Genomic DNA, 20,780 nt, shown 5'->3' on the forward strand with positions numbered 1-20,780 from the left:
CAATAAACCTAAAAGAGTAAAAGCGGCTCCATTCATGCCGCTTCAAATACATGTATAATATTTTCACCAAATCACTTTCCAATTATGATTACATGTAGCAGTCACAGTTTTTCTCTCCATTATATAGTTAGCAATCAGTTCTGCCATATCAAATTGAATCTCCCGAACAACTGGTTTATTTTGAAACATCAAATAATCGCCGCCACCGCCTGCACGATAGTTATTCATTACAACCTCATACTCCTTATTTTCTTCTAAAGGTTTCCCTTCAAAACTAAGTTTTACTACTCTATTTCCTGCTGGTTTTGAAATATCTAATATATATTCAATACCTTCCCACATATCATAATTATAATGTTGTGGCTTTGGATGGATAAAATCAGAACTTACTGCTGGTTCGCCCTCTTCATTTAGCATGAAATATTTTGCACTTTGCTCTAACGCTGCTTTAATGTCCTCTCCTGTTAAAGCAAGAACCTTTAATGTATTCGGATAAATATAGTTTGAAACAATATCCCGCATCGTTACATTCGGTTTAAACCCAGGAGATTCATTATTAAATAAAGCAGTATTTGCTATTTGCACTTCAGCTGCTGCCATTTGCACTTTATTGATAAATTCAATTAAACTATTGTCTTCTAATCTGCTTGCTAATGGATCTGCAACAATCATATTACCATCTATAAACCCTATTGGCGTATCAAGCCAATTTTGCGTACTTTCTTCATATTCCTTTACTTGATCTATTATTTCTTCCTTTGCACAAACATCTACAACTGATATTAATTCAGAAGATTTTCCCACTATCTCCCCCATTTGATTAAGGTTTATTGAAATCTTTCCGACCATTTGGCCATTATTACTTGCTTGAATAAGCTCTGTTCCGTATAAAGAGCCTGTTAATGACCGATGTTGGTGGCCTGTTAATAATACATCTAGATCATCTATTTCTTTACACATCCTATATCCTTGGTTTTCTCCTGTTAATACTTCTGTTGGTTCACCACTCAGTATGTCTCTTTCAAAACCTCCATGGTAAGACATAATCATTACATCTGGTTCTTCTTCAGCTTTTATTTTTGCTATCCATTCCTTTGCGCTCGATAAAGCATCCTTAAACTCTAAATTTTTTATATGATTTGGATTTTCCCAATTCGGAATATAGTGGGTTGTTATGCCTAAGATAGCCAGTTTAAATGAACCGACGTTTTTTATTATGTATGGCTTTCCAAGGAAAGGTTCTTTTGTTCTGCTATCTACTATATTGGCGCATAACCATGGAAAATCAGATTCATGTACAGCTTTTTTAAGTGTATCTATCCCATAATTAAATTCATGGTTTCCAATAACAGCAGCATCATACTTCAGCCCATTTAAACAGGCGATCATTGGATTTTTTTTCTCTGCTAAAAAATTTACATAATGATAAGTCAGCGGTGTTCCCTGAATTAAATCTCCATTATCCAGTACAATAGTATGTTCATTTTTTTTTCGCTCTCGATCTATGATTGTCGCAACTTTAGCTAAACCAACATTCGCCTGTTCGTTCGTCCCATAATTAATTGGATATATATTTCCATGAACATCACTTGTCAATAAAATAGTTATATTTGTGTTTGTCAAGACTTCATCCCCTTAAGAAATCATCATTTTCACTTTCTTAAATTCTTTTTTATTATAGTAGAAGAATATATTAATCTTTCTATTTTTCTACTTTTCTATTTTAATAAATAAATACTCATTAATAGTTTACAATATATGTTTTCTCTATACAATTATCTGTTGATATTTCTATGTTTGTTTACTTTTTTTCATTTTCCTTCAAATTTTAAGATAATGTAAATTTAGAATTTACAAAAAAAAATAGTTTTTTACACAAATTTTTTGTCACTTTCCGACAATATTATGCTATATTTTTACATGTAATAAAATATAGTATTTCTCGGAGGTTGAAACATGTTTAAAAAATTAGCATCATTCGGCGTATCCTTATCATTGGCAGCTGGCTTACTCAGTGGTTGTGGTTCAGCAAAGGATGATAATGAATCTAAATCGGCAGCTTATGTACCAAAGGAATTAACGGTTCAATTCGTGCCTTCTTCCAATGCAGGTACTTTAGAAGCTAAAGCAAAACCATTGGAAGGCTTATTATCGAAAGAATTGGGAATTCCGGTTAAGGTTAGTGTTTCTACTAACTATAACACCATTATTGAAGCAATGGCGTCTAAAAAAGTGGATGTTGGTTTCTTACCTCCAACTGCTTACGTTCTTGCAAAAGAGAAAAAAGCAGCTGAAGTAATTCTCCAAGCACAACGTAAAGGAATTAACGACGATGGATCACAAAATGATCAATTAGTAGATTTTTATAATAGTATTTTTATTGTGAAAAAAGATTCGAATATTAACAGCATTGCAGATCTTAAAGGCAAAAAAATCGCATTCCAGGATGTAACATCCTCTGCCGGTTATGTTTGGCCAGCTGCTAAATTAATGGAAAATAATATTGATCCTCAAAAAGATGTACAAGGCGTCAATATTAAAGGACATGACCAAGCAGTTATTTCTCTATTAAACGGTGATGTTGATGCTGCAGTTGTATTTCAAGATGCCCGTAATATTGTAAAAGCAGACTATCCAAAAGTATTTGATGATACAAAAGTAATTGATAAAACGGAAGCTATACCAAATGATACCATTTCTGTTCGATCCGATATGGATAAAGATTGGCAAAAGAAACTTCAAGATGCCTTTATTAATATCGGTAAAAGTGATGAGGGGCATAAAATCATCAGTGAAATCTATACACATGAAGGATACGTTGTTTCTGACGACAGCAAATTCGATATTGTGCGTGAGTATTCTAAAAAGGTAAAAACGGAGTAGTTTATCACTTTGTAGAGGCATAGATGTAATGTTGGATATTGCTTTTTATTAGGATTTTATATTAACTTTGCTTCTTGTTAACTCCTATTAGCATCCACTATGCCTCTTTATAAATCGCTAAACCATTCCGTATTAATCCTTGAATGGTTTAGCTTTTTTTTCTACTAAAGGATTGATTGGATAAAAAATCAATCTTTTAGTAGAAAAGAAATTGTATGTTCACCTAGAATCATTTCTTTTCTCTAATATAATATGAAAAAATAGTAGAAAGTTGGTTGGCAATTGATACAGTTTAAAAATGTCACAAAAGTATATCCAAACGGAACTAAAGGATTGAATAATATTAACATCACCATTAATAAAGGTGAATTTATTGTTATTGTTGGGCTTTCTGGTGCAGGTAAATCTACTTTTCTCCGTTCAATTAATCGTCTTCATGAGATATCAGAAGGAGAAATCCTTATTAATGGACAATCAATCACAGCAGCTAAAGGAACTGGCTTAAGAAAAATCCGTCGGGATATCGGCATGATTTTCCAAAGCTTCAATCTAGTAAAACGATCCTCCGTATTACGAAATGTGCTGTCTGGACGTGTCGGCTATCATAATACACTACGAACTATTTTAGGTTTATTCCCGAGAGAAGATGTTGAGCTGTCATTAAATGCATTAAACCGTGTAAATATCCTAGAAAAAGCATATTCGCGCGCAGATGAACTATCTGGTGGACAGCAACAGCGTGTATCGATTGCAAGAGCTTTGGCGCAGGAAGCACAGATTATTTTGGCAGATGAACCAGTTGCTTCGTTAGATCCCCTTACTACAAAACAAGTGATGGATGACTTAAAACGAATCAATCAAGAAGATGGTATTACAACAGTTGTTAATTTGCACTTTATCGATTTAGCTCGTGAATATGCAACAAGAATTATTGGTCTTCGTGCTGGAGAAATAGTGTTTGACGGACCTGTGGAATCAGCAACTGATGAAGTGTTTGCTGAAATTTATGGTAGACCACTAAAAAAAGATGAACTATTAGGTGAACCAGTATGAGCACAAATGACAAGAAAAAAACCGCACTACAAGCACCTATACCTCCAGCAAAAACGAAACATATATGGACAGTCCTTTTAGTAGTGCTTTTATTATGGTGGAGCGCCTATAAAACGGAGTCTTCCTTTAGCGAATTACAGTTAGGATTTTCGAATATGTTTGATTTACTTGCACAAATGTGGCCACCTAACTGGCAATATTTCGAGAGAATTATAGAACCAATGTTAGAAACAATTAGAATGGCTGTTCTTGGCACAACATTTGGTGCTATTATAGCTGTTCCTCTTGCTCTATTTTGTGCGAATAATATCTTTCGTATATCTTTTATTTACTATCCATTTCGATTTATCCTTAATTTAATTCGTACTGTTCCTGACCTATTATTAGCCTCCATTTTTGTTGCTATTTTTGGATTGGGAGCATTGCCCGGTATGCTTGCATTATCTATTTTTTCTATTGGTTTAATTGCCAAATTATTATACGAAGCAATTGAGGCAATCGATCCAGGACCTTTAGAAGCAATGACAGCGGTTGGCGCCAATAAACTACAATGGATCTTTTTTGGTGTTATCCCTCAGATAACAGCACATTTCACCAGTTATGTTTTATACACTTTTGAAGTCAATGTCCGAGCAGCTGCTATTCTAGGACTTGTTGGTGCAGGCGGAATTGGTGAATATTACGATAAAACACTTGGTTTTCTTGAGTATGATAAAACTGCATCTATTATTGTTATGACACTTGTTATTGTATTAATAATAGACTATATAAGTACGAAATTACGGGAGAAATTATTATGAGCCAATCGACTACTACTTTAAAGAAACCGAAAAAGAAATTTATATTTAAAACCGTTATTTTCGTATTGTTGGCATTCATTTATATTTGGGCATTTTCTGGTTTACCTTTAAACGGAATGAAAGAAACGGCAGGTCAAATATCAAAAGCTATTTTCTCTGGTATTTTTCATCCTGATTGGGATTATGTTTATTTGCCAGACGGAGAAGATTTACTTCGCGGATTACTGGATACTTTAGCAATTGCCATTCTGGGAACATTTATTTCTGCTATTCTTTGTGTCCCCTTTGCATTTTGGGCAGCAAATAATATGAGTAAAGGAAAAACCATTTCTGGAACAGGAAAATTCATCTTAAGTTTTATTCGTACTTTTCCTGAGATTGTCATGGCACTTTTATTTATTAAAGTTGTGGGGCCAGGTTCATTTGCCGGTGTACTTGCACTTGGATTGCATTCGATTGGTATGCTTGGAAAACTATTTTCAGAAGAAATCGAAAATCTTGATATGGGACCAACTGAAGCGTTAATTGCTACTGGCGCCAATCGTTTTCAGATGCTATGGTTTGCCGTGCTGCCGCAAGTGATGCCAGGTTTCTTATCCTATACACTCTACCGATTTGAAATCAATATCCGCTCTGCTTCCATTCTTGGAGTAATTGGTGCCGGCGGAATAGGTACCCCACTTATCTTTGCATTAGCTTCAAGGGACTGGGATCGAGTAGGAATTATTCTACTCGGCATTATCGTGATGGTAACCATTATTGATGCTATTTCCGGATTTTTAAGAAGAAAAATTGTCTAACTATTCCTTACTGTACTTATTTCATTAACCCCCTTATAAAGGGGGTTTTTAAATACTTTTTGTAATGTTTACGCCTCAAACTAAGCAAATTTGCATCATCACCTGAAAAGAAGCAGATTCCCTAAGTTTTTTGCTAGTGGAAACAGGGAGCAGACAGAATACACGAAGACTCCTATTGGATTCGTGAGACAGACGAGATCCCACAGGAGTTTACTCCGAGGAGGCTCATGGAAAGCGAAGTGGATTCCGGCTGGCGGACCCACTGAGAAAGACAAACCCTCTTTTCAGGGTAGCTTAAAAGAAAATACATATACAATCCTTTTATTCGCATCTTTATGCTATATTTTGATACAATGAAATAGAAGGAAAATTTCGAATATGAGGTGTAAAGCAATGACCAAACGCAAATTATTAATTACACATGCTGTACAACCCGCACTTGTCAATAAAATAAAATCAGTAATTCCAGATTGGGAGATACACGCTTCTAAAGACGCAAGTGATTGGGAAGCACATCTTATAGACGCAGAAATTATAATTGGTTGGCAAAACAAGTGGGACCATGACAAGGTATTCGAGAATGACAAGCTTAAATGGATACAAACTTGGAGTGCCGGAGTAAACTCCTTGCCACTAAATAATTTAGCCGCTAAAGATATTCTTATCACAAGTGCTAATGGTGTTCATAGTTTTCCAATTTCAGAAACAGTCTTCGCACTCATGCTGAGTTTAACAAGGAACATTCATACATATGTTAAAAATCAGCAACAAAAAGTTTGGGATGGCAAGGATTTAAAACTTGAAATACATGAAAAAACAATTGGTATTATTGGCGTTGGAGCAATTGGCCAAGAAACAGCAAAAATAGCGAAAGCATTCGGCATGAAGGTTTTAGGTGTGCGCCATTCAGGAAAACCAGCTGAATATGTTGATGAAATGTACAAACAGTCAGATTTAAACCAAGTTCTTTCAGTTTGTGATTATATCGTTGTTACATTGCCACTTACCGAAGAAACACATCATTTATTTCAAAAAGAACAATTTAACAGCATGAAAAATACAGCATTTTTTATTAATATCGGTCGTGGAGAAATTGTCAAAGAAGATGATTTAATTTCCGCTTTAACCAATGGAGAGATTCTAGGTGCAGGTTTAGATGTATTTGAAACGGAACCACTGCAACAGGAAAGTCCATTATGGGAAATGGAAAATGTAATAATCACACCTCATACATCAGGTTCAACTGCCCAGTACAGCAAACGGATGGTAGAAGATATCTTTCTCCCAAATTTAAAGACGTATTTAAAAGACAGTACTGTATCTGTTAATACAGTGAATTATAAAAAAGGCTATTAATTTTCTGATGCATTCATAGTAATAACGTCTACATTCAGTTAGTCAATCTCTCCCTGCCAACTGTTAATTAGTAAACCGTCAACATGAAAAGAAGCAGTTTTCTTAAGTTTAGCAGGGAGCAGCCTGTATACACGAAGACTTTTATGGGAATTGCAGGAACTAGCGAGATCCCGTAAAGTAGCACAATGAAGCTCGGCGACCGCTCCATGGAAAGCGAAGTGTATTCTGACTGCAGACTCATTGAGAGAGCCAAAGTCAAGGGCGCACAACAAGAAGGACATCTAAAAACGCTCTCTTTTACACCATCTTACATAAAAAAAGGACTCAAAAGTCGTCTTACATAACTTTTGAGTCCTCTCTTTCACCCTTCCATTTGCCGATGCTGTTTCTGCTTTAATGCTCTTCTAAAATAGAAAAATAATTTCTGAAATACAAAACCACAAACTAAAATAGCTACCATTAGCAAGGTAATCGTTGCACCAGGCGGTGTCCCTAATTGATAAGAAGAAAATAATCCTGTGAAAATGCTAAATACAGCAACACATATAGCAACAATAAAAACCCATTTAAAGCCTTTCACAAGCTTTATAGAAAATGCTGCCGGTAAAACAAGTAGAGCTGAGACCAGTAATACACCAATTGTTGGAATAATAACGGAAATGGCAACACCAGTTAAAACGCTAAAAGACACGGATAAGAGATTTGTATTTACTCCACTAGTTGCTGCTGTATCTTCGTCAAATGTCATTAGATACATCGACCTTTTTAAAATAAAGAAAAATACTAAAATGATAACTGTTACAATAGCTAGTACATACACCTGCTGTTCCGTAATTGTAATAATACTGCCAAATAAATACTGATCCATGCTCGTACTCATTCCGCCCTTTGATACGCTCATTAGAAATAATGCTAAAGATAGTCCAGCAGCCATCAATATAGCAATTGATACTTCCGAATAAGCATGATATGCCCTTCTCATTACTTCAATTCCCAATGCTCCTACAACCACTATTAACATACTAGAGTAAGTAAGATTTTGATGGAAAAAGAAACCAATCGCCACACCTGCCAATGAAATATGGGATAGAGTATCAGCCATTAAAGCCTGTCTTCTTAACACTAAAAACACACCAATGATTGGTGCGATAACAGCTATCATTCCGCCTGCCCAAAACGCTCTTTGCATGAATTCAAGGTCAAACATTTCCATCCACCTTTTTCTCCTTTCTCTATATGAATTATTTTATCTAAATAATCCTCTACTTCATCCTGATCATGTGTAACCATAACAACCGTACGATGATGCTGCCTTACTTGATGTTTCATAAACTCATAAAAGCCTTTTCTGCTTTCAGAATCCATACCTGTTGTTGGTTCATCCAATACTAATAAGTCAGGCTCAGATGCTAATATTCGAGCAATAATAATTTTTTGTTTTTGGCCTCCAGATAAATCACCGACTTTTTTATGCCGATACTGCCACATATCCACCATTTCTAATGCTCTTTTTACTGCTTCGTGATCACTGTCTTTCAAACTTTGGAACCATTTCTTTTTTTGATATCTTCCCGAGTGAACAAGTTCTAATACGGTGCTTGGAAAACCAACATTAAAAGAAGAAATTTGCTGTGGAACGTATCCAATCGTTAATTTTTTTCCGCTGCCGTTTGTTTTAGCTATAGATATTTCACCAGACCACGGTTTTAATAAGCCTAATAAAAGCTTTAATAATGTGGACTTTGATGCTCCATTAGGACCTGTAATTCCAACAAACTCTCCGCTTTCTAATTCAAATGAAACACCATCAAGTGCAGGAATATGATCATAGCCAAATTTAATATTTTTTATTGTTGCCAGTTTCATTTTTTTACTCTCCTTTCTTTTACATGGATATAGTGAATTCCCACTAGGCGTGCTCCTTCCTAGCATATCTGTATCATTACACCAATCTCTTTTACATAAATTCCACTAAAGGATGTTTTCCTTCTATTATATTCAGCGTTAATAGTTTATCCCACTCTTGCTGCACGTAAAAGTTAAAAGTGGTTAACAAAACTAAATGGAATACTCCATTGCGTAATCCATCCACTGATGGAAGTTTTTCTTTATCTACTATTGTTTTCTATCGATCATCCATTGCTTATACTGCAAGAAAAATGTAGAAAAAGCGTGTGAATATATAGTGCCGCACACGCTTTCTAATTATATCACATGATTTTTCAAAAAGAGAATTTTTCAATAAGGAATTAGGTTAACATTCTGCCCTTCTAAGTTAAAATCCTTACTTCTTTTTATAATTTTGATCATTAATCTAACTATTCTATAGAATACTATGTAGTAAACTTTTCTCCAAAAAAAGATATAAACATATGATTATATCTTTTCATAATGGGTATACATATAATAAGCATAATAAAAAGCATTACCTAATTTATAAACTACTTTAGGTAATGCTTCTATAAAAATAGTTTTAAGAGTTAGAACCTTACTACTCTACCATTAAATACGCCTTTCCAATAACCGCTAGTCATAGAAGCGATCGCAACACCTGTAGAGCTTTGAGAACCAATAAATTGTCCTCCACCTATGTAGATTCCAACATGTCCATCTGTTTTATACGTATTAAAAAATACTAAATCTCCTGGTTGCATTTCACTTGCTGATACTCTTGTACCCTGATTCTTTAACGCATCTGTACTAGAACCAATACTATAACCTGCTTGAGCATATGCCCAATGAACGAAACCAGAGCAGTCAAATAATCCATTCGCTATGTCTGAAGCAGTTCTGCCGCCGCCAAATTTATAAGTTGAGTTTCCAATATATTTATACCCTGCTGTAATAACAGATGATTTACCGCCACCAGTACTTACATTGCTTGTGTTAACAGCCGGTTTGTTATTATCATCATTGCTACTGTCATTACTTACATTAGAAGTTTTTATTTTACTGCCTGTAGCCTTAGACTCATTTGAACTATTCGCTTGAACAGTTGAGCTAACTAAAGAATCTAATTCAGCTTGTTTTTTCTTAGCAAGCATTGCTTTAATTTCTTTTTCTTTAGATGCAAGTGAACTGTCTTTTTGCTCTAATTCTGCTTTTAGCTTTTTATTTTCTGCTTGTTTTTGTTGCAGCTCTTTTTTAGATTTTTCATTTTTTTCTTTTTGTGCAAGAATTTGCTTTTGCATTTCTTCTAAATCAAGTTTCATATCATTTAACCCTGTTAGTTTTTCTTGCACTTTGTTTTGTTTCGCTTCCAAGTCTTTTTTATCCGCTTCATTGCTTGCAATTAAATCTTGGTCTGCTTCCATGATTGTTGCAACCGCACCAACGCGATCAACAAAATCTTTAAAGCTAGCAGCCCCTAATAAAACGTCAATATAGTCAACACTTCCGCCATTCTCCTGGAAAGTACGAGCTCTTTCTTTTAAAAGAAGATTGCGTTTTTCAATTCTTTCTTTCAAATCATTGATTTCTTTTTCTAATGCAGCAACTTCTTTTTTTGTAGTAGCAATTTTATCTTTTGTTTCTTTAATAAGCTCTATGTTTTCTTTCACTGCTTTATCCACACGATTAATTTGTTCATTTAAAGCTACTAGTTTTTCCTGTGCTTCCACTATTTTGATTTCTGCATCAGAGATTTGTGAATTCAATTCTGATCTTTGCACTGAAATTTCCGATTGTGTTGATGCTTGAGCATTAATTGCTGGAGCAGCAAAACTACTTCCTAATCCAAGCAATATTGTTGTGTTTAATACTACTAATTTCTTTTTTAACATTCCCATTTTCCCCCTGGATTCTCTAATGTCTAATTTATCTATTCGAACTAAGTATGTAAATTTATTTAATGTCATTATGTATGTTCTACTTGTAAAACTCCATGTCTTGTCATATTTTCCAAATTCATGACTTTCGATCTATATGTTTTTAAATACAACATCTTTCGCCACAAATAGAAGTATAACATCATAATTTGTCATTTAAGTAATAGGAATATTACAGTTATGTTTCAAATTATCTTTTTTCATCTTTATTCACAATTTGTACAATTTTCTTCTCTATAAAAAAAACAGCTTAAAAAATGTATCATTTTTCCAAACGCGACGGTGTAAACCTTTTCTTTTTATTTTGGAAACGCTTATTTACAATACCTTCCCTTTAAACGATCTTTTTATAAGGATCCGACATAAAAAATAATAAAACTGGTTTATTTTTTACAAATAATTTATTCTATACACAATTCTCCACTATTCGACATTGTGAGGAAAATTATTTATACGATATAATAGTAAAAATGAACGATAATCACTTTTAACTATCACAAAATGTCAAGGATGGTATAAAACATGAAAAAGATAATTGTAATTGGCGGTGGGATTTTGGGTGCATCCACTGCATATGAATTAGCGAAAAGAGGAGCCGAAGTTATAATCATTGATAGAGAAGATAATGGCAGAGCAACAGCTGCTGCTGCTGGTATTATCTGCCCATGGATATCACAGCGCAGAAATAAAAGATGGTATCGTTTAGCAAGGGAAGGGGCAAAATATTACCCCAATTTAATAGAAGAGTTAGCAAAGTATAAAGAATTTTCTACTGGTTATGCAAAAGTTGGGGCATTAAGCATCCATTCTGATCACAGCAAATTAGAAGCCATGCTAGATCGAACGATAAAAAGAAGAGAGACCGCACCAGAAATAGGCAATGTTAAACTATTGAGTCAAGAAGAAGTACAAGACTTATTCCCTCCACTTGCAGCTGGCTATGAAGCAGTTTATGTAAGCGGGGCTGCAAGAGTCGATGGTTTTGCCCTTCGCAATGCTCTAATCCGAACATCTAAAAAACTAGGAGCTATATTTTTACATACAAATGCATCTCTTATTATAGAAGGGAAAAAAATTATCGGAGTACGAACAGAGGATCAAACTATACTAGCAGATGAAATAATTATTACAGCTGGAGCTTGGGCAGATCAATTATTGCAGCCTTTATCCATTTCATTACAGGTAACAGAACAAAAAGGACAAATTATCCATTTGGAATTACCTGAAACGGATTGTACAAAATGGCCTGTTGTTATGCCTCCTCATGATCAATATATTCTTTCTTTAGATAATAATCATTTAGTTATTGGTGCAACACATGAAAACAACACTGATTTTGACTATCGTTTATCAGTTGGGGGCATAAAAGAAGTAATAGATAAGGCATTAAAATATGCGCCTGGATTATTAAACTGCACTTTTGTTGAAGCAAGAGTTGGATTTCGTCCATTCACTCCTGATTTTCTGCCCGTATTTGGAAGAGTACGGAACTATGATGGACTGCTTATTGCTAATGGATTAGGAGCTTCTGGATTAACGATGGGTCCATTTATTGGCCAGCAGCTTGCTAAATATGTGCTACGTATGAAAACTGATATAGAATTTGAGGATTATACTGTTGACAGCTGCATCATAGAAAATGAGTAAATGTTTATTAAAAAGAAGAAGCTATGACCTCAGCAATCTGCTGATAGGTTTAGCTTCTTCTTTTTAGTTAGGCTACCCTGAAAAGAGGATTTCGCTCTCTCAATTAGTCCGCAGCCGGAATACTCTTCGCTTTCCATGTGGCGAGTACCGAGCCTTCTCGCTGCGCTGCGGGGTCTCGTCTTTCTCGCATTCTCGCGGGAGTCTTCGTGTATTCCAGCTGTTCCCTGCTTATAAACTTTAGAAAGTGCTTCTTTTCATGCGCCATGGTGCAAAATTTGGTTGTTTGAGTTTCTGTGTACTCCGTTTTTTCTGTAATCCTGCTTTTTGAAAACAGCTTTAGCTTTAAGTTCATTACTTATATACTGGAACTTCTATTTTTAGAGTATAGGAGTTTAATAGATTATATAAATTATAGATTTGATTTACTTGTTTTGTAGCCCATCCAATATCTGATGCATATTGATGTGTTGCCACTCCTTCTGCCGTTGCCGCATATGGATTCCATCTCATTTTATATAATGTATCTTGTCCAGCATTAATATAACCTTGGGCAATAAATTTTGCTCCTCCAATAATTGCGGCTTCAGGTGTAAACCAGCCAGCATTATAAGCATACTTTGCTCCACTAGTGACAGCACTGCCATCATAAGCTCCTATTCCGTACATGTTGTAAACTGTTTTTCCATTGTAGGAAACACCACTTGCTAATGTAGAGGTTCCATTACCTGTCTCAAGCAATGCATGGGAAATAAGATATATTTCATTCACACCATATGCATTTGCAGCTGTTACAAATGCAGAAGCTTTCCCTGATAAAATTCCTTTTCCTGCTAATATTTTTTCATTTACTTCTCCATCATTAATATTCGTCGTTTCTGATAGTTTTAAGAATTGCATCGTTGTAACTTTATTAGAAACGAAGTTCTGTGGATTAATATAATAGGAAGTGTCGTCTTTACTTGCAGCTACCCATGTAGACGTACCTTTTACTTCATACCAATAATAGCCGTCTGACCCTTTCACTTTTGCTACTACAGTTAATTGATCTCCACTGTTCACTTTATTTGTCACCCAATATTCAGTGCCAGCTCCTCCTCTTAATCTCCAGCCGTTTCCAAGGACAGATCCTTTTGTAGCATCAGCCGTTTTGAAAACTAAAGCATCTTCTCTTATGTAAACATTATATTTTTTGTCCGTTTGTGGAGTTGCTTCCATTTGAATCGTTGTCATTTGATCAAGCGAAATATCATAATTTTGATAAGTAGTATGTACTGTTCCATTGCTTGTCCCAGATTCTTCACCTGTTTTAAACGCTAAAAACTCTGAACTAACATAGCCAGTTTTCCCATTCACTGAGATATTTGCCCATCCATCCTTTTCAGACAATACAGTTACAATTGTTCCAGATTCTAATTTACTAATAATTTTTCCCGTTGTTGTTGGCTGTTCGCGCATATTTAAATTAGAACCTTTATTAACATTTACGTATTTTGTTACCTCATCCGAAGAATTATCATTATTTGGTTCATCTGAATTATTTTGATTGGGTTCTTCTGTAGAATTTGCTGTATTCTTTTTATCTGTTAAATAACTTGTACTTACATAACCAGTTATATTTTCAACTTTTATTTTTGTCCATCCATCTTTTTCTGATAAAACGATTACTTCCTTATTATTAGCAAGTTTCGTAAGAACAGCTGCACTAGTTGATGCTGATTTCCTAACATTTAATGAGGAATTCCCACTAACATTTACGTATTTCGTTTTATTTTCTTCCTGCTTTTCATCTGAACTATTTTGATTTCCTTCATCTGATAAGTCGTCACTTATCTTTGTTGCTGCTAAAAATTCAGAGCTGACATAACCCGTTTTTCCATTCACCTTTATCTTTGACCAGCCATTTGCTTGTGAATATACTTCCACCTGCGTACCTCTTGTTAGTTTTGCCAAGATTTTACCAGAGGTAGTTCCAGTACTGCGTAAATTTAACGTTGATGTTTTATTAATATTGACATACATTAATTTGGTCGAATTAACTTCTTCTTTTGAATTATCTGTACCCTTTACCGGATTGTTTGCTGATAAATACTGGCTGGATACATAGCCAGTTTTATTATTTGCTTTAATTTTAGTCCATCCATTTTTTTCAGATAGAACTTCTGCTTTTGTCCCTCTGCTTAAAGTTGTGACAATACTTCCTTTTGTACTCGCGCTGCTGCGCATGTTTAAAGTAGACTTATTGGCAACATTGACATACTTAATTACAGACTTTATTTGATTGTTGGAACTCTTGTTTACAGTGGTAGTTGAATCAGTAGTTGCTGTTTTTGATTCTGTTAAATATTTCGATGAAACATATCCTTCTTTTCCATAAACCTTTACTTTTGCCCATCCATTTGTTTCTGAATAAAAGGTTACAGAAACACCTTTTGCCAACTTGACAATAATCGAAGAATTTCCAGAAGGCTTTATGCGTAAATTTAAACTAGAGCCTTTATCAACATTCACATATTTGACTGTTGGATTTTCTGCCGCTTTGGAGTTGTTTGTTGTTGCTTGTTGTGTATTTGCTGTCGTAGCTGTTAAGTACTTGGAAGCGACATATCCTGTTTTTCCATTAATAGAAATCTTCGCCCATCCATTTGTTTCACTGGCAACGAGTACACCGTCATCCTTTTTCAGTTTTGCTACAACTTCTGCCGATGTAGAAGGAATCTTTCTGACATTAAGATTAGAATTTTTATCTACATCAACATATTTTTTTATTTCCTTCCCATTAATAGAATCAGCATGTACTTCATGAACAAGTACCGGTGCAGCTAATGCTGCTAAAAAGACACCAGGTACAACTACCTTTTTCATCTCATCTACCTCCTAGTCAATTGGAACCATCTGTTAAAATACCATTCTTTATACCTATTATAACTTATGTATTTTTTATCATAAAAAAAAATATTACTATATTATTAGTTAATACCTATATTATTACCAATTTTCTTATTCGTATATAATACTATAGTCATATTTTCCAGTATAGTTATTATACAATAATAACTATACTGGAAAATATGACACTTTGATCTATGTAATTACAACGTATTTTCGAGATTTTTTTCTTTCTCTTTTATTATAAAAAAAGAGTCTTTGTCATCATATTTAATTTACTTTACAATTTCATTAAAAATTTTACAGGCTATTTCACCTAAAAAAAGCGTTGATTCTTTATAAGAATCAACGCTTTTTTAGAAATCCAACTATTAAAATGTTTTTGCTGCATCTTTTGCTTTAGCAATTCCATTCTCTTTAATTTCTGCTGCTTTATCAGGCTGTGCATTATGTCCTTCAATAAATACTCCTTCAAAAGAAGGTACTCCAAAAAAGTTCATAATAATACTTAAATATTTATGCCCCATTTCAAGATCTGCTGCAGGACCTTGTGAATAAACTCCACCACGAGCTTGAATATGAAGCGCTTTTTTATTTGTTAATAAACCAACAGGTCCTTGCTCCGTATATTTAAAGGATTTTCCCGCAACCGCTACAGAATCAATATAAGCTTTCATTACAGGAGGGAAAGAGAAATTCCATAAAGGTGTAACAAAAACATATTTGTCAGCAGATACAAATTGCTCACTTAATTCCCCGAGACGAGCAACTTTTTGTTGTTCTTCAGTGGATAATGCTTCAAATGCATTTCCTGATTGTAGTTTTCCCCATCCACTAAAAACATCTGCATCAATATGTGGAATGTTTTCTTTATATAAATCTATATGAACGACTTCATCCTTAGGATTCACAGCTTTATATTCTTCAATAAATGCTTTCCCTGCTGCCATGCTGTATGAAACTGTTTCATTATGTGGATGTGCTGTAATATATAATACTTTTGCCAAATTAATCTCCCCTTCTTTTACAATTTCAACTAATAGTTTATTCTTTCTTCCATAAATTAATCCTTCCAATAAGGAAGAAATATTATACAGAAAAATCTTCAAATAATATATTATTTATTGCTATATCTCCGGATGATATATCTCTAAATAATATATCTTTAATTCAATATAAATTTACAAGAATTTTTTTTAGTTGTCAATCTTTTTAACTTCTATTATTAATCTTGAGAGGAAGATTACTTATTACCTCAAACTTCGCACCTTCAAATTCGTTTGCAAATCTTGATAGGACTCGGTTTAGAACAATAAAATGGGAGGCTTGTTTTTTTATGCTGCGATGTTTCAGTTATCCCTTATTATTTTTTCGATAAATGGTTATTACTGCTATTCAAGCAATAACCACCTCTCACTATTTATACTATCATTCCATTCCAATTAAAAGGTTCCACCCTAATGATTTCTTTCCTTATAGTAATACATCCTTCAAAAAAATATCAGCTACACTTCTTAGAAGAGAATTTATTTTATTTTTTGGGCAATCTATGTCTATAAATAATCTTCTTTATTTTCGTCCTGTTCTTATACCAGGATCAAGTTAACATCTCAAAAAATAACATTAGGAGGTGCTTTTATTGTTAAAGATGGAGAATGTATCTAAAACATATAAAGGCGGAAAACACGCAGTAAAAAAAATTAATTTAGACATTCAAAAAGGCGAATTTATTTGTTTTATCGGACCAAGTGGATGTGGGAAAACGACAACCATGAAGATGATTAACCGATTAATTGAGCCATCAGGCGGTGCCATCTATATAAATGGGGAAAATATTTTACATAAAGATCCAATTAAGCTGCGAAGAGAAATTGGCTATGTTATTCAACAAATCGGCTTATTTCCACATATGACGATTTCTGAAAATATTTCACTCGTTCCGAAGCTTTTAAAATGGAAAGATCAAGAACGAAAAGAAAAAGCAGCAGAATTATTAAAATTAGTGGATATGGGTCCGGAATATTTAGAAAGATACCCTCATGAACTAAGCGGAGGGCAGCAACAAAGAATTGGCGTACTTCGCGCTCTAGCTGCAAATCCTCCGCTAATTTTGATGGATGAGCCATTTGGGGCGCTTGATCCCATTACACGAGATTCCTTACAAGAAGAATTCAAAAATCTACAAAAAACATTGGATAAAACCATTGTATTTGTTACTCATGATATGGATGAAGCAATAAAACTAGCTGATCGCATCGTTATTTTACGTGCTGGGGAAATTGTTCAAGTAGGAACACCTGATGAGATCTTACGAAACCCTGCAGATGAATTTGTAGAGGAGTTTATTGGGAAAGATCGACTTATTCAAACAGGTCCAAATGTTGAATTTGTTGAACAAATAATGAATAAACAACCTATCTCTATTACAGAAGAAAAAACATTGTCGGAAGCAATATCCCTTATGAAGGAAAACCGAGTAGATTCTTTATTAGTTGTAGATGAAACGAACCGTTTAAAAGGATATGTAGATATTGAAACGATTGATGAAAAACGCAAAAAAGCAACTGCCATTAAAGATGTCGTTATCACGGATTTATACACTGTTCGAACCCATACTCTTATTCGTGATACTGTACGTAAAATTCTTAAACGTGGGGTTAAATATGTTCCCGTTATAGATGAAAATGATACGCTTGTCGGAATTGTTACAAGAGCTTCTTTAGTTGACATTGTATATGACAGCATTTGGGGTCTTGAAGAGACAATTTTACCAAACAATTCCTAAGGGAGGGATGAATGATGGATACTTTAATTGAATTTATTCAAACAAATTGGGCAGAGATACTTTATAAATCATGGGAACATTTATATATTAGTTTAATTGCTGTTTTATTGGGAGTCCTTGCTGCTATTCCATTAGGCATTCTTTTAACACGTATGAAAAAAGGTGCTGGTTTCATTATCGGAATTGTGAATATTATCCAAACATTTCCTAGTTTAGCTGTACTGGCTTTCTTTATCCCAATACTTGGAGTTGGCAAACTACCAGCAATTGTCGCTCTTTTCTTTTATTCTGTATTACCAATACTTCGCAACACTTACACAGGAATTAAAGGGGTAAATCCAAGCCTATTGGAGTCTGGTAAAGGTTTGGGAATGACAAGTGGGGAGAGGATTCTATTCGTTGAGCTTCCTTTAGCACTTCCAATCATTATGGCAGGGATAAGGACTTCTTCTGTTTATTTAATTGGATGGGCCACATTAGCTTCTTTTATCGGCGGTGGTGGTTTAGGTGATTATATTTTCACAGGGCTTAATCTCTATCAACCTGCCTATATTATATTTGGAGCAGTGCCTGTAACCATAATGGCTATACTGGTTGACTATTTATTCAGCTTTATTGAATTAAAAGTTACACCAAAAGGATTGAAAGGACTGAAGGAAACGGTATAAAAGGTTGTTCAAAAAGGAGGGAAACTATGTTACCAGGAAAGAAAAGATGGATGCTCATGCTGCTGCTATTTACCATCCTATTAAGTGGATGTTCTTTGCCAGGATTAAGTACATCCTCAAGCAATACGATAAAAATCGGTGCACAAAGTACAACAGAGTCAGAAATTATTGCAAATATGATTAGTTTGCTGATTCAAAGAAATACAGAGTATGATACAACCATTATAAAAAATTTAGGTACCGCTTTTGTTATGCAAAAAGCAATGGAAAACGGCGATGTGGATATGAATGCAGTAAGATATACGGGAACAGATTTAGTAGGTGTACTGGAACAAGAAGTGGAAAAGGATCCAGTAAAAGCACTAAAAATTGTTCAGACAGAATTTAAAAATAGGTATGGTTATAAATTTTATGATTCTTATGGTTTTGATAATACGTATGCTTTTACAATAACAAAAGAATTAGCAAATAAACATCAATTTAAAACCATATCCGACTTAAAGAAGGATGCGGATCAATTAGGACTCGGTGTTGATAATGCCTGGTTAAAACTAGAAGGAACTGGTTATGACGGATTTATTGAAACATATGGATTTTCCTTTAAAAAAACCTATCCTATGCAAATTGGTTTAGTCTACGATGCAGTAAAAAATGGGAAAATGGATATTGTTTTAGCCTATTCTTCTGATGGTCGGATTAAGGCCTATGACTTACAAATTCTAAAAGATGATAAATATTATTTTCCACCTTATGATGCCTCCCCTCTTGTAAATGAGGAGACATTAAAAAAATTCCCTAAATTAGATGCACAAATCCAAAAGCTAATTGGGAATATATCTACAGATAAAATACAAGCATTAAACTATGAAGTGGACGGCAACTTAAAAGAACCTTCCATTGTTGCAAAAGAATTTTTGGAAGAAAATAATTACTTCGACTAATAGAAGGAGGTGCTAACATAATGGAGACTATCCAACAACTATTCACATACTATCAACAGAATGGCTCATATGTTCTTTATGAGTTTTACCGACACTTTTTAATGTCGATATACGGTGTACTATTTGCAAGTATCTTTGCCGTTCCACTTGGAATTGTCATTGCAAAGTATAAAAAGCTAAGTGCTTGGATTTTTTCAATCACAAATGTTATTCAAACCATTCCTGCTCTCGCCATGCTTGCCGTGCTTATGCTTATATTAGGTTTAGGTACAAATACAGTCATAGTCGCTTTATTCCTTTATTCTCTTCTCCCTATATTACGAAATACGTATGTAGGAATTGTTAGTATTGAACAATCCTATCTAGAATCAGGAAAAGCAATGGGAATGACAAAATCACAAATATTACGGATGGTAGAGCTGCCGCTATCCCTTTCGGTTGTCATGGCAGGCATAAGAACTGCTTTAGTTATTGCAATTGGGATAACAGCAATTGGAACTTTTGTTGGTGCAGGTGGTTTAGGGGATATTATTGTTCGAGGAACAAATGCAACAAACGGGTTATCCATTATATTAGCTGGTGCTATTCCAACAGCTATTATGGCGATTATTGCGGATATTGTGCTTGCATGGCTAGAAAAAGCTCTCTCACCAATTAAAACAAATAAATTATCACAAAGTCATTAATTTCTATAAGAAAAGCCCGGGGCGCCATGTTTTGCCCCGAAGAAAAATGTTCTCCTGACTCCAAGCAAGAGTCAATACTCACTGGGGCTATGCCTTTTAAAAAGAAGCTGGGACATAATTATTCCAGCCGAAGATAGACCCGAACAATGATACAAAGATGAAAAATATTTCGTATCATGGTTTGGGTTTTTTATTCATGTAAAAAAGAAGGTTTGTGCTAATCACCCGCAGCCTGAATACACTTCGCTCTCCGTGGGGCTCGGCTTTAGCCGCTTCGGCTCTTGGCCTGCAAGGTCTCAGCTGTCTCGCTAATCCCACTGGAGTCTACGTGTATTCAGGCTGCTCCATTTTCCAATCTATTTCATTTTTTCTTGGTAAAAGAATTAGGTTTTAGAAAATAGCCTTTAAAAACGAAGTGGAATAGAGCGGAAGACACTCGACTCCTGCG

The 20,780-nt window shown here is 34.6% G+C and carries 16 protein-coding genes; 10 read left to right on the forward strand and 6 right to left on the reverse strand.

The window, feature by feature from the left end:
- Positions 1-63: 63 nt before the first annotated feature.
- Positions 64-1,623 (reverse strand): bifunctional metallophosphatase/5'-nucleotidase, encoded by a 1,560-nt coding sequence (locus AC5LWL_RS15965; protein ID WP_493435236.1) that lies wholly within the window; start codon positions 1,621-1,623, stop codon positions 64-66.
- A gap of 333 nt (positions 1,624-1,956) precedes the next feature.
- Here AC5LWL_RS15965 and AC5LWL_RS15970 point away from each other — a divergent pair, with 333 nt between their 5' ends.
- The 5 genes from AC5LWL_RS15970 (at position 1,957) to AC5LWL_RS15990 (ending at position 6,892) form a co-directional block, all read left to right on the forward strand.
- Positions 1,957-2,883: a phosphate/phosphite/phosphonate ABC transporter substrate-binding protein gene (locus tag AC5LWL_RS15970; protein ID WP_493435237.1), complete on the forward strand. Its 927-nt coding sequence runs from the start codon at positions 1,957-1,959 to the stop codon at positions 2,881-2,883.
- A 282-nt stretch (positions 2,884-3,165) separates the two neighbouring features.
- Positions 3,166-3,936 (forward strand): phosphonate ABC transporter ATP-binding protein, encoded by a 771-nt coding sequence (phnC, locus tag AC5LWL_RS15975; RefSeq protein WP_493435238.1) that lies wholly within the window; start codon positions 3,166-3,168, stop codon positions 3,934-3,936.
- Positions 3,933-4,736, forward strand: a complete 804-nt coding sequence (gene phnE / locus AC5LWL_RS15980) for a phosphonate ABC transporter, permease protein PhnE (protein WP_493435239.1) — start codon at positions 3,933-3,935, stop codon at positions 4,734-4,736. The genes phnC and phnE (AC5LWL_RS15980) overlap by 4 nt, the downstream gene beginning before the upstream one ends.
- On the forward strand, positions 4,733-5,536 hold the full coding sequence (gene phnE / locus AC5LWL_RS15985) for a phosphonate ABC transporter, permease protein PhnE (RefSeq protein WP_493435240.1): 804 nt from the start codon (positions 4,733-4,735) through the stop codon (positions 5,534-5,536). The genes phnE (AC5LWL_RS15980) and phnE (AC5LWL_RS15985) overlap by 4 nt, the downstream gene beginning before the upstream one ends.
- 393 nt (positions 5,537-5,929) lie before the next feature.
- Positions 5,930-6,892, forward strand: coding sequence for a D-2-hydroxyacid dehydrogenase (locus AC5LWL_RS15990; protein WP_493435241.1), 963 nt, complete (start codon positions 5,930-5,932; stop codon positions 6,890-6,892).
- Positions 6,893-7,253: 361 nt separating this feature from the next.
- On the opposite strand, the gene AC5LWL_RS15995 is transcribed toward AC5LWL_RS15990, so the two are convergent.
- From AC5LWL_RS15995 to AC5LWL_RS16005, 3 genes are all read right to left on the reverse strand, one after another.
- Positions 7,254-8,105 carry a metal ABC transporter permease gene (locus AC5LWL_RS15995; RefSeq protein ID WP_493435242.1) on the reverse strand — a complete coding sequence of 284 codons (852 nt, stop codon included), beginning with the start codon at positions 8,103-8,105 and terminating at the stop codon, positions 7,254-7,256.
- Positions 8,051-8,758, reverse strand: coding sequence for a metal ABC transporter ATP-binding protein (locus AC5LWL_RS16000; protein WP_493435243.1), 708 nt, complete (start codon positions 8,756-8,758; stop codon positions 8,051-8,053). Before AC5LWL_RS16000 ends, AC5LWL_RS15995 begins: the two co-directional genes overlap by 55 nt.
- A 614-nt stretch (positions 8,759-9,372) precedes the next feature.
- Positions 9,373-10,674 carry a C40 family peptidase gene (locus tag AC5LWL_RS16005; RefSeq protein WP_493435244.1) on the reverse strand — a complete coding sequence of 434 codons (1,302 nt, stop codon included), beginning with the start codon at positions 10,672-10,674 and terminating at the stop codon, positions 9,373-9,375.
- Between the two features lie 567 nt (positions 10,675-11,241).
- Between AC5LWL_RS16005 and AC5LWL_RS16010 the strand changes: the two genes are divergently transcribed.
- Positions 11,242-12,366 (forward strand): NAD(P)/FAD-dependent oxidoreductase, encoded by a 1,125-nt coding sequence (locus tag AC5LWL_RS16010; RefSeq protein ID WP_493435245.1) that lies wholly within the window; start codon positions 11,242-11,244, stop codon positions 12,364-12,366.
- Positions 12,367-12,717: 351 nt separating this feature from the next.
- Here the strand turns inward: AC5LWL_RS16010 and AC5LWL_RS16015 are convergent, their stop codons facing one another.
- Complete coding sequence (locus AC5LWL_RS16015; RefSeq protein WP_493435246.1) at positions 12,718-15,228, reverse strand: SH3 domain-containing protein; 2,511 nt, start codon at positions 15,226-15,228, stop codon at positions 12,718-12,720.
- 395 nt (positions 15,229-15,623) lie between these two features.
- The gene (locus AC5LWL_RS16020; protein WP_493435247.1) at positions 15,624-16,259 is read right to left on the reverse strand and encodes an FMN-dependent NADH-azoreductase; all 636 of its coding nucleotides are present in this window, start codon (positions 16,257-16,259) and stop codon (positions 15,624-15,626) included.
- A 632-nt stretch (positions 16,260-16,891) separates the two neighbouring features.
- Here AC5LWL_RS16020 and AC5LWL_RS16025 point away from each other — a divergent pair.
- From AC5LWL_RS16025 to AC5LWL_RS16040, 4 genes are read left to right on the forward strand one after another with little or no spacing between them, the layout of a single operon-like run.
- Entirely contained in the window at positions 16,892-18,037 is a 1,146-nt protein-coding gene (locus AC5LWL_RS16025) for a betaine/proline/choline family ABC transporter ATP-binding protein (protein WP_493435248.1), read from the forward strand.
- Between the two features lie 14 nt (positions 18,038-18,051).
- Complete coding sequence (locus tag AC5LWL_RS16030; protein ID WP_493436625.1) at positions 18,052-18,705, forward strand: ABC transporter permease; 654 nt, start codon at positions 18,052-18,054, stop codon at positions 18,703-18,705.
- A gap of 26 nt (positions 18,706-18,731) precedes the next feature.
- Positions 18,732-19,646, forward strand: coding sequence for an osmoprotectant ABC transporter substrate-binding protein (locus tag AC5LWL_RS16035; RefSeq protein WP_493435249.1), 915 nt, complete (start codon positions 18,732-18,734; stop codon positions 19,644-19,646).
- Positions 19,647-19,666: 20 nt separating this feature from the next.
- The gene (locus AC5LWL_RS16040; protein ID WP_493435250.1) at positions 19,667-20,332 is read left to right on the forward strand and encodes an ABC transporter permease; all 666 of its coding nucleotides are present in this window, start codon (positions 19,667-19,669) and stop codon (positions 20,330-20,332) included.
- Positions 20,333-20,780: the final 448 nt, after the last annotated feature.

The sequence above is a fragment of the Niallia sp. WK069_GA_01 genome (assembly GCF_983173855.1).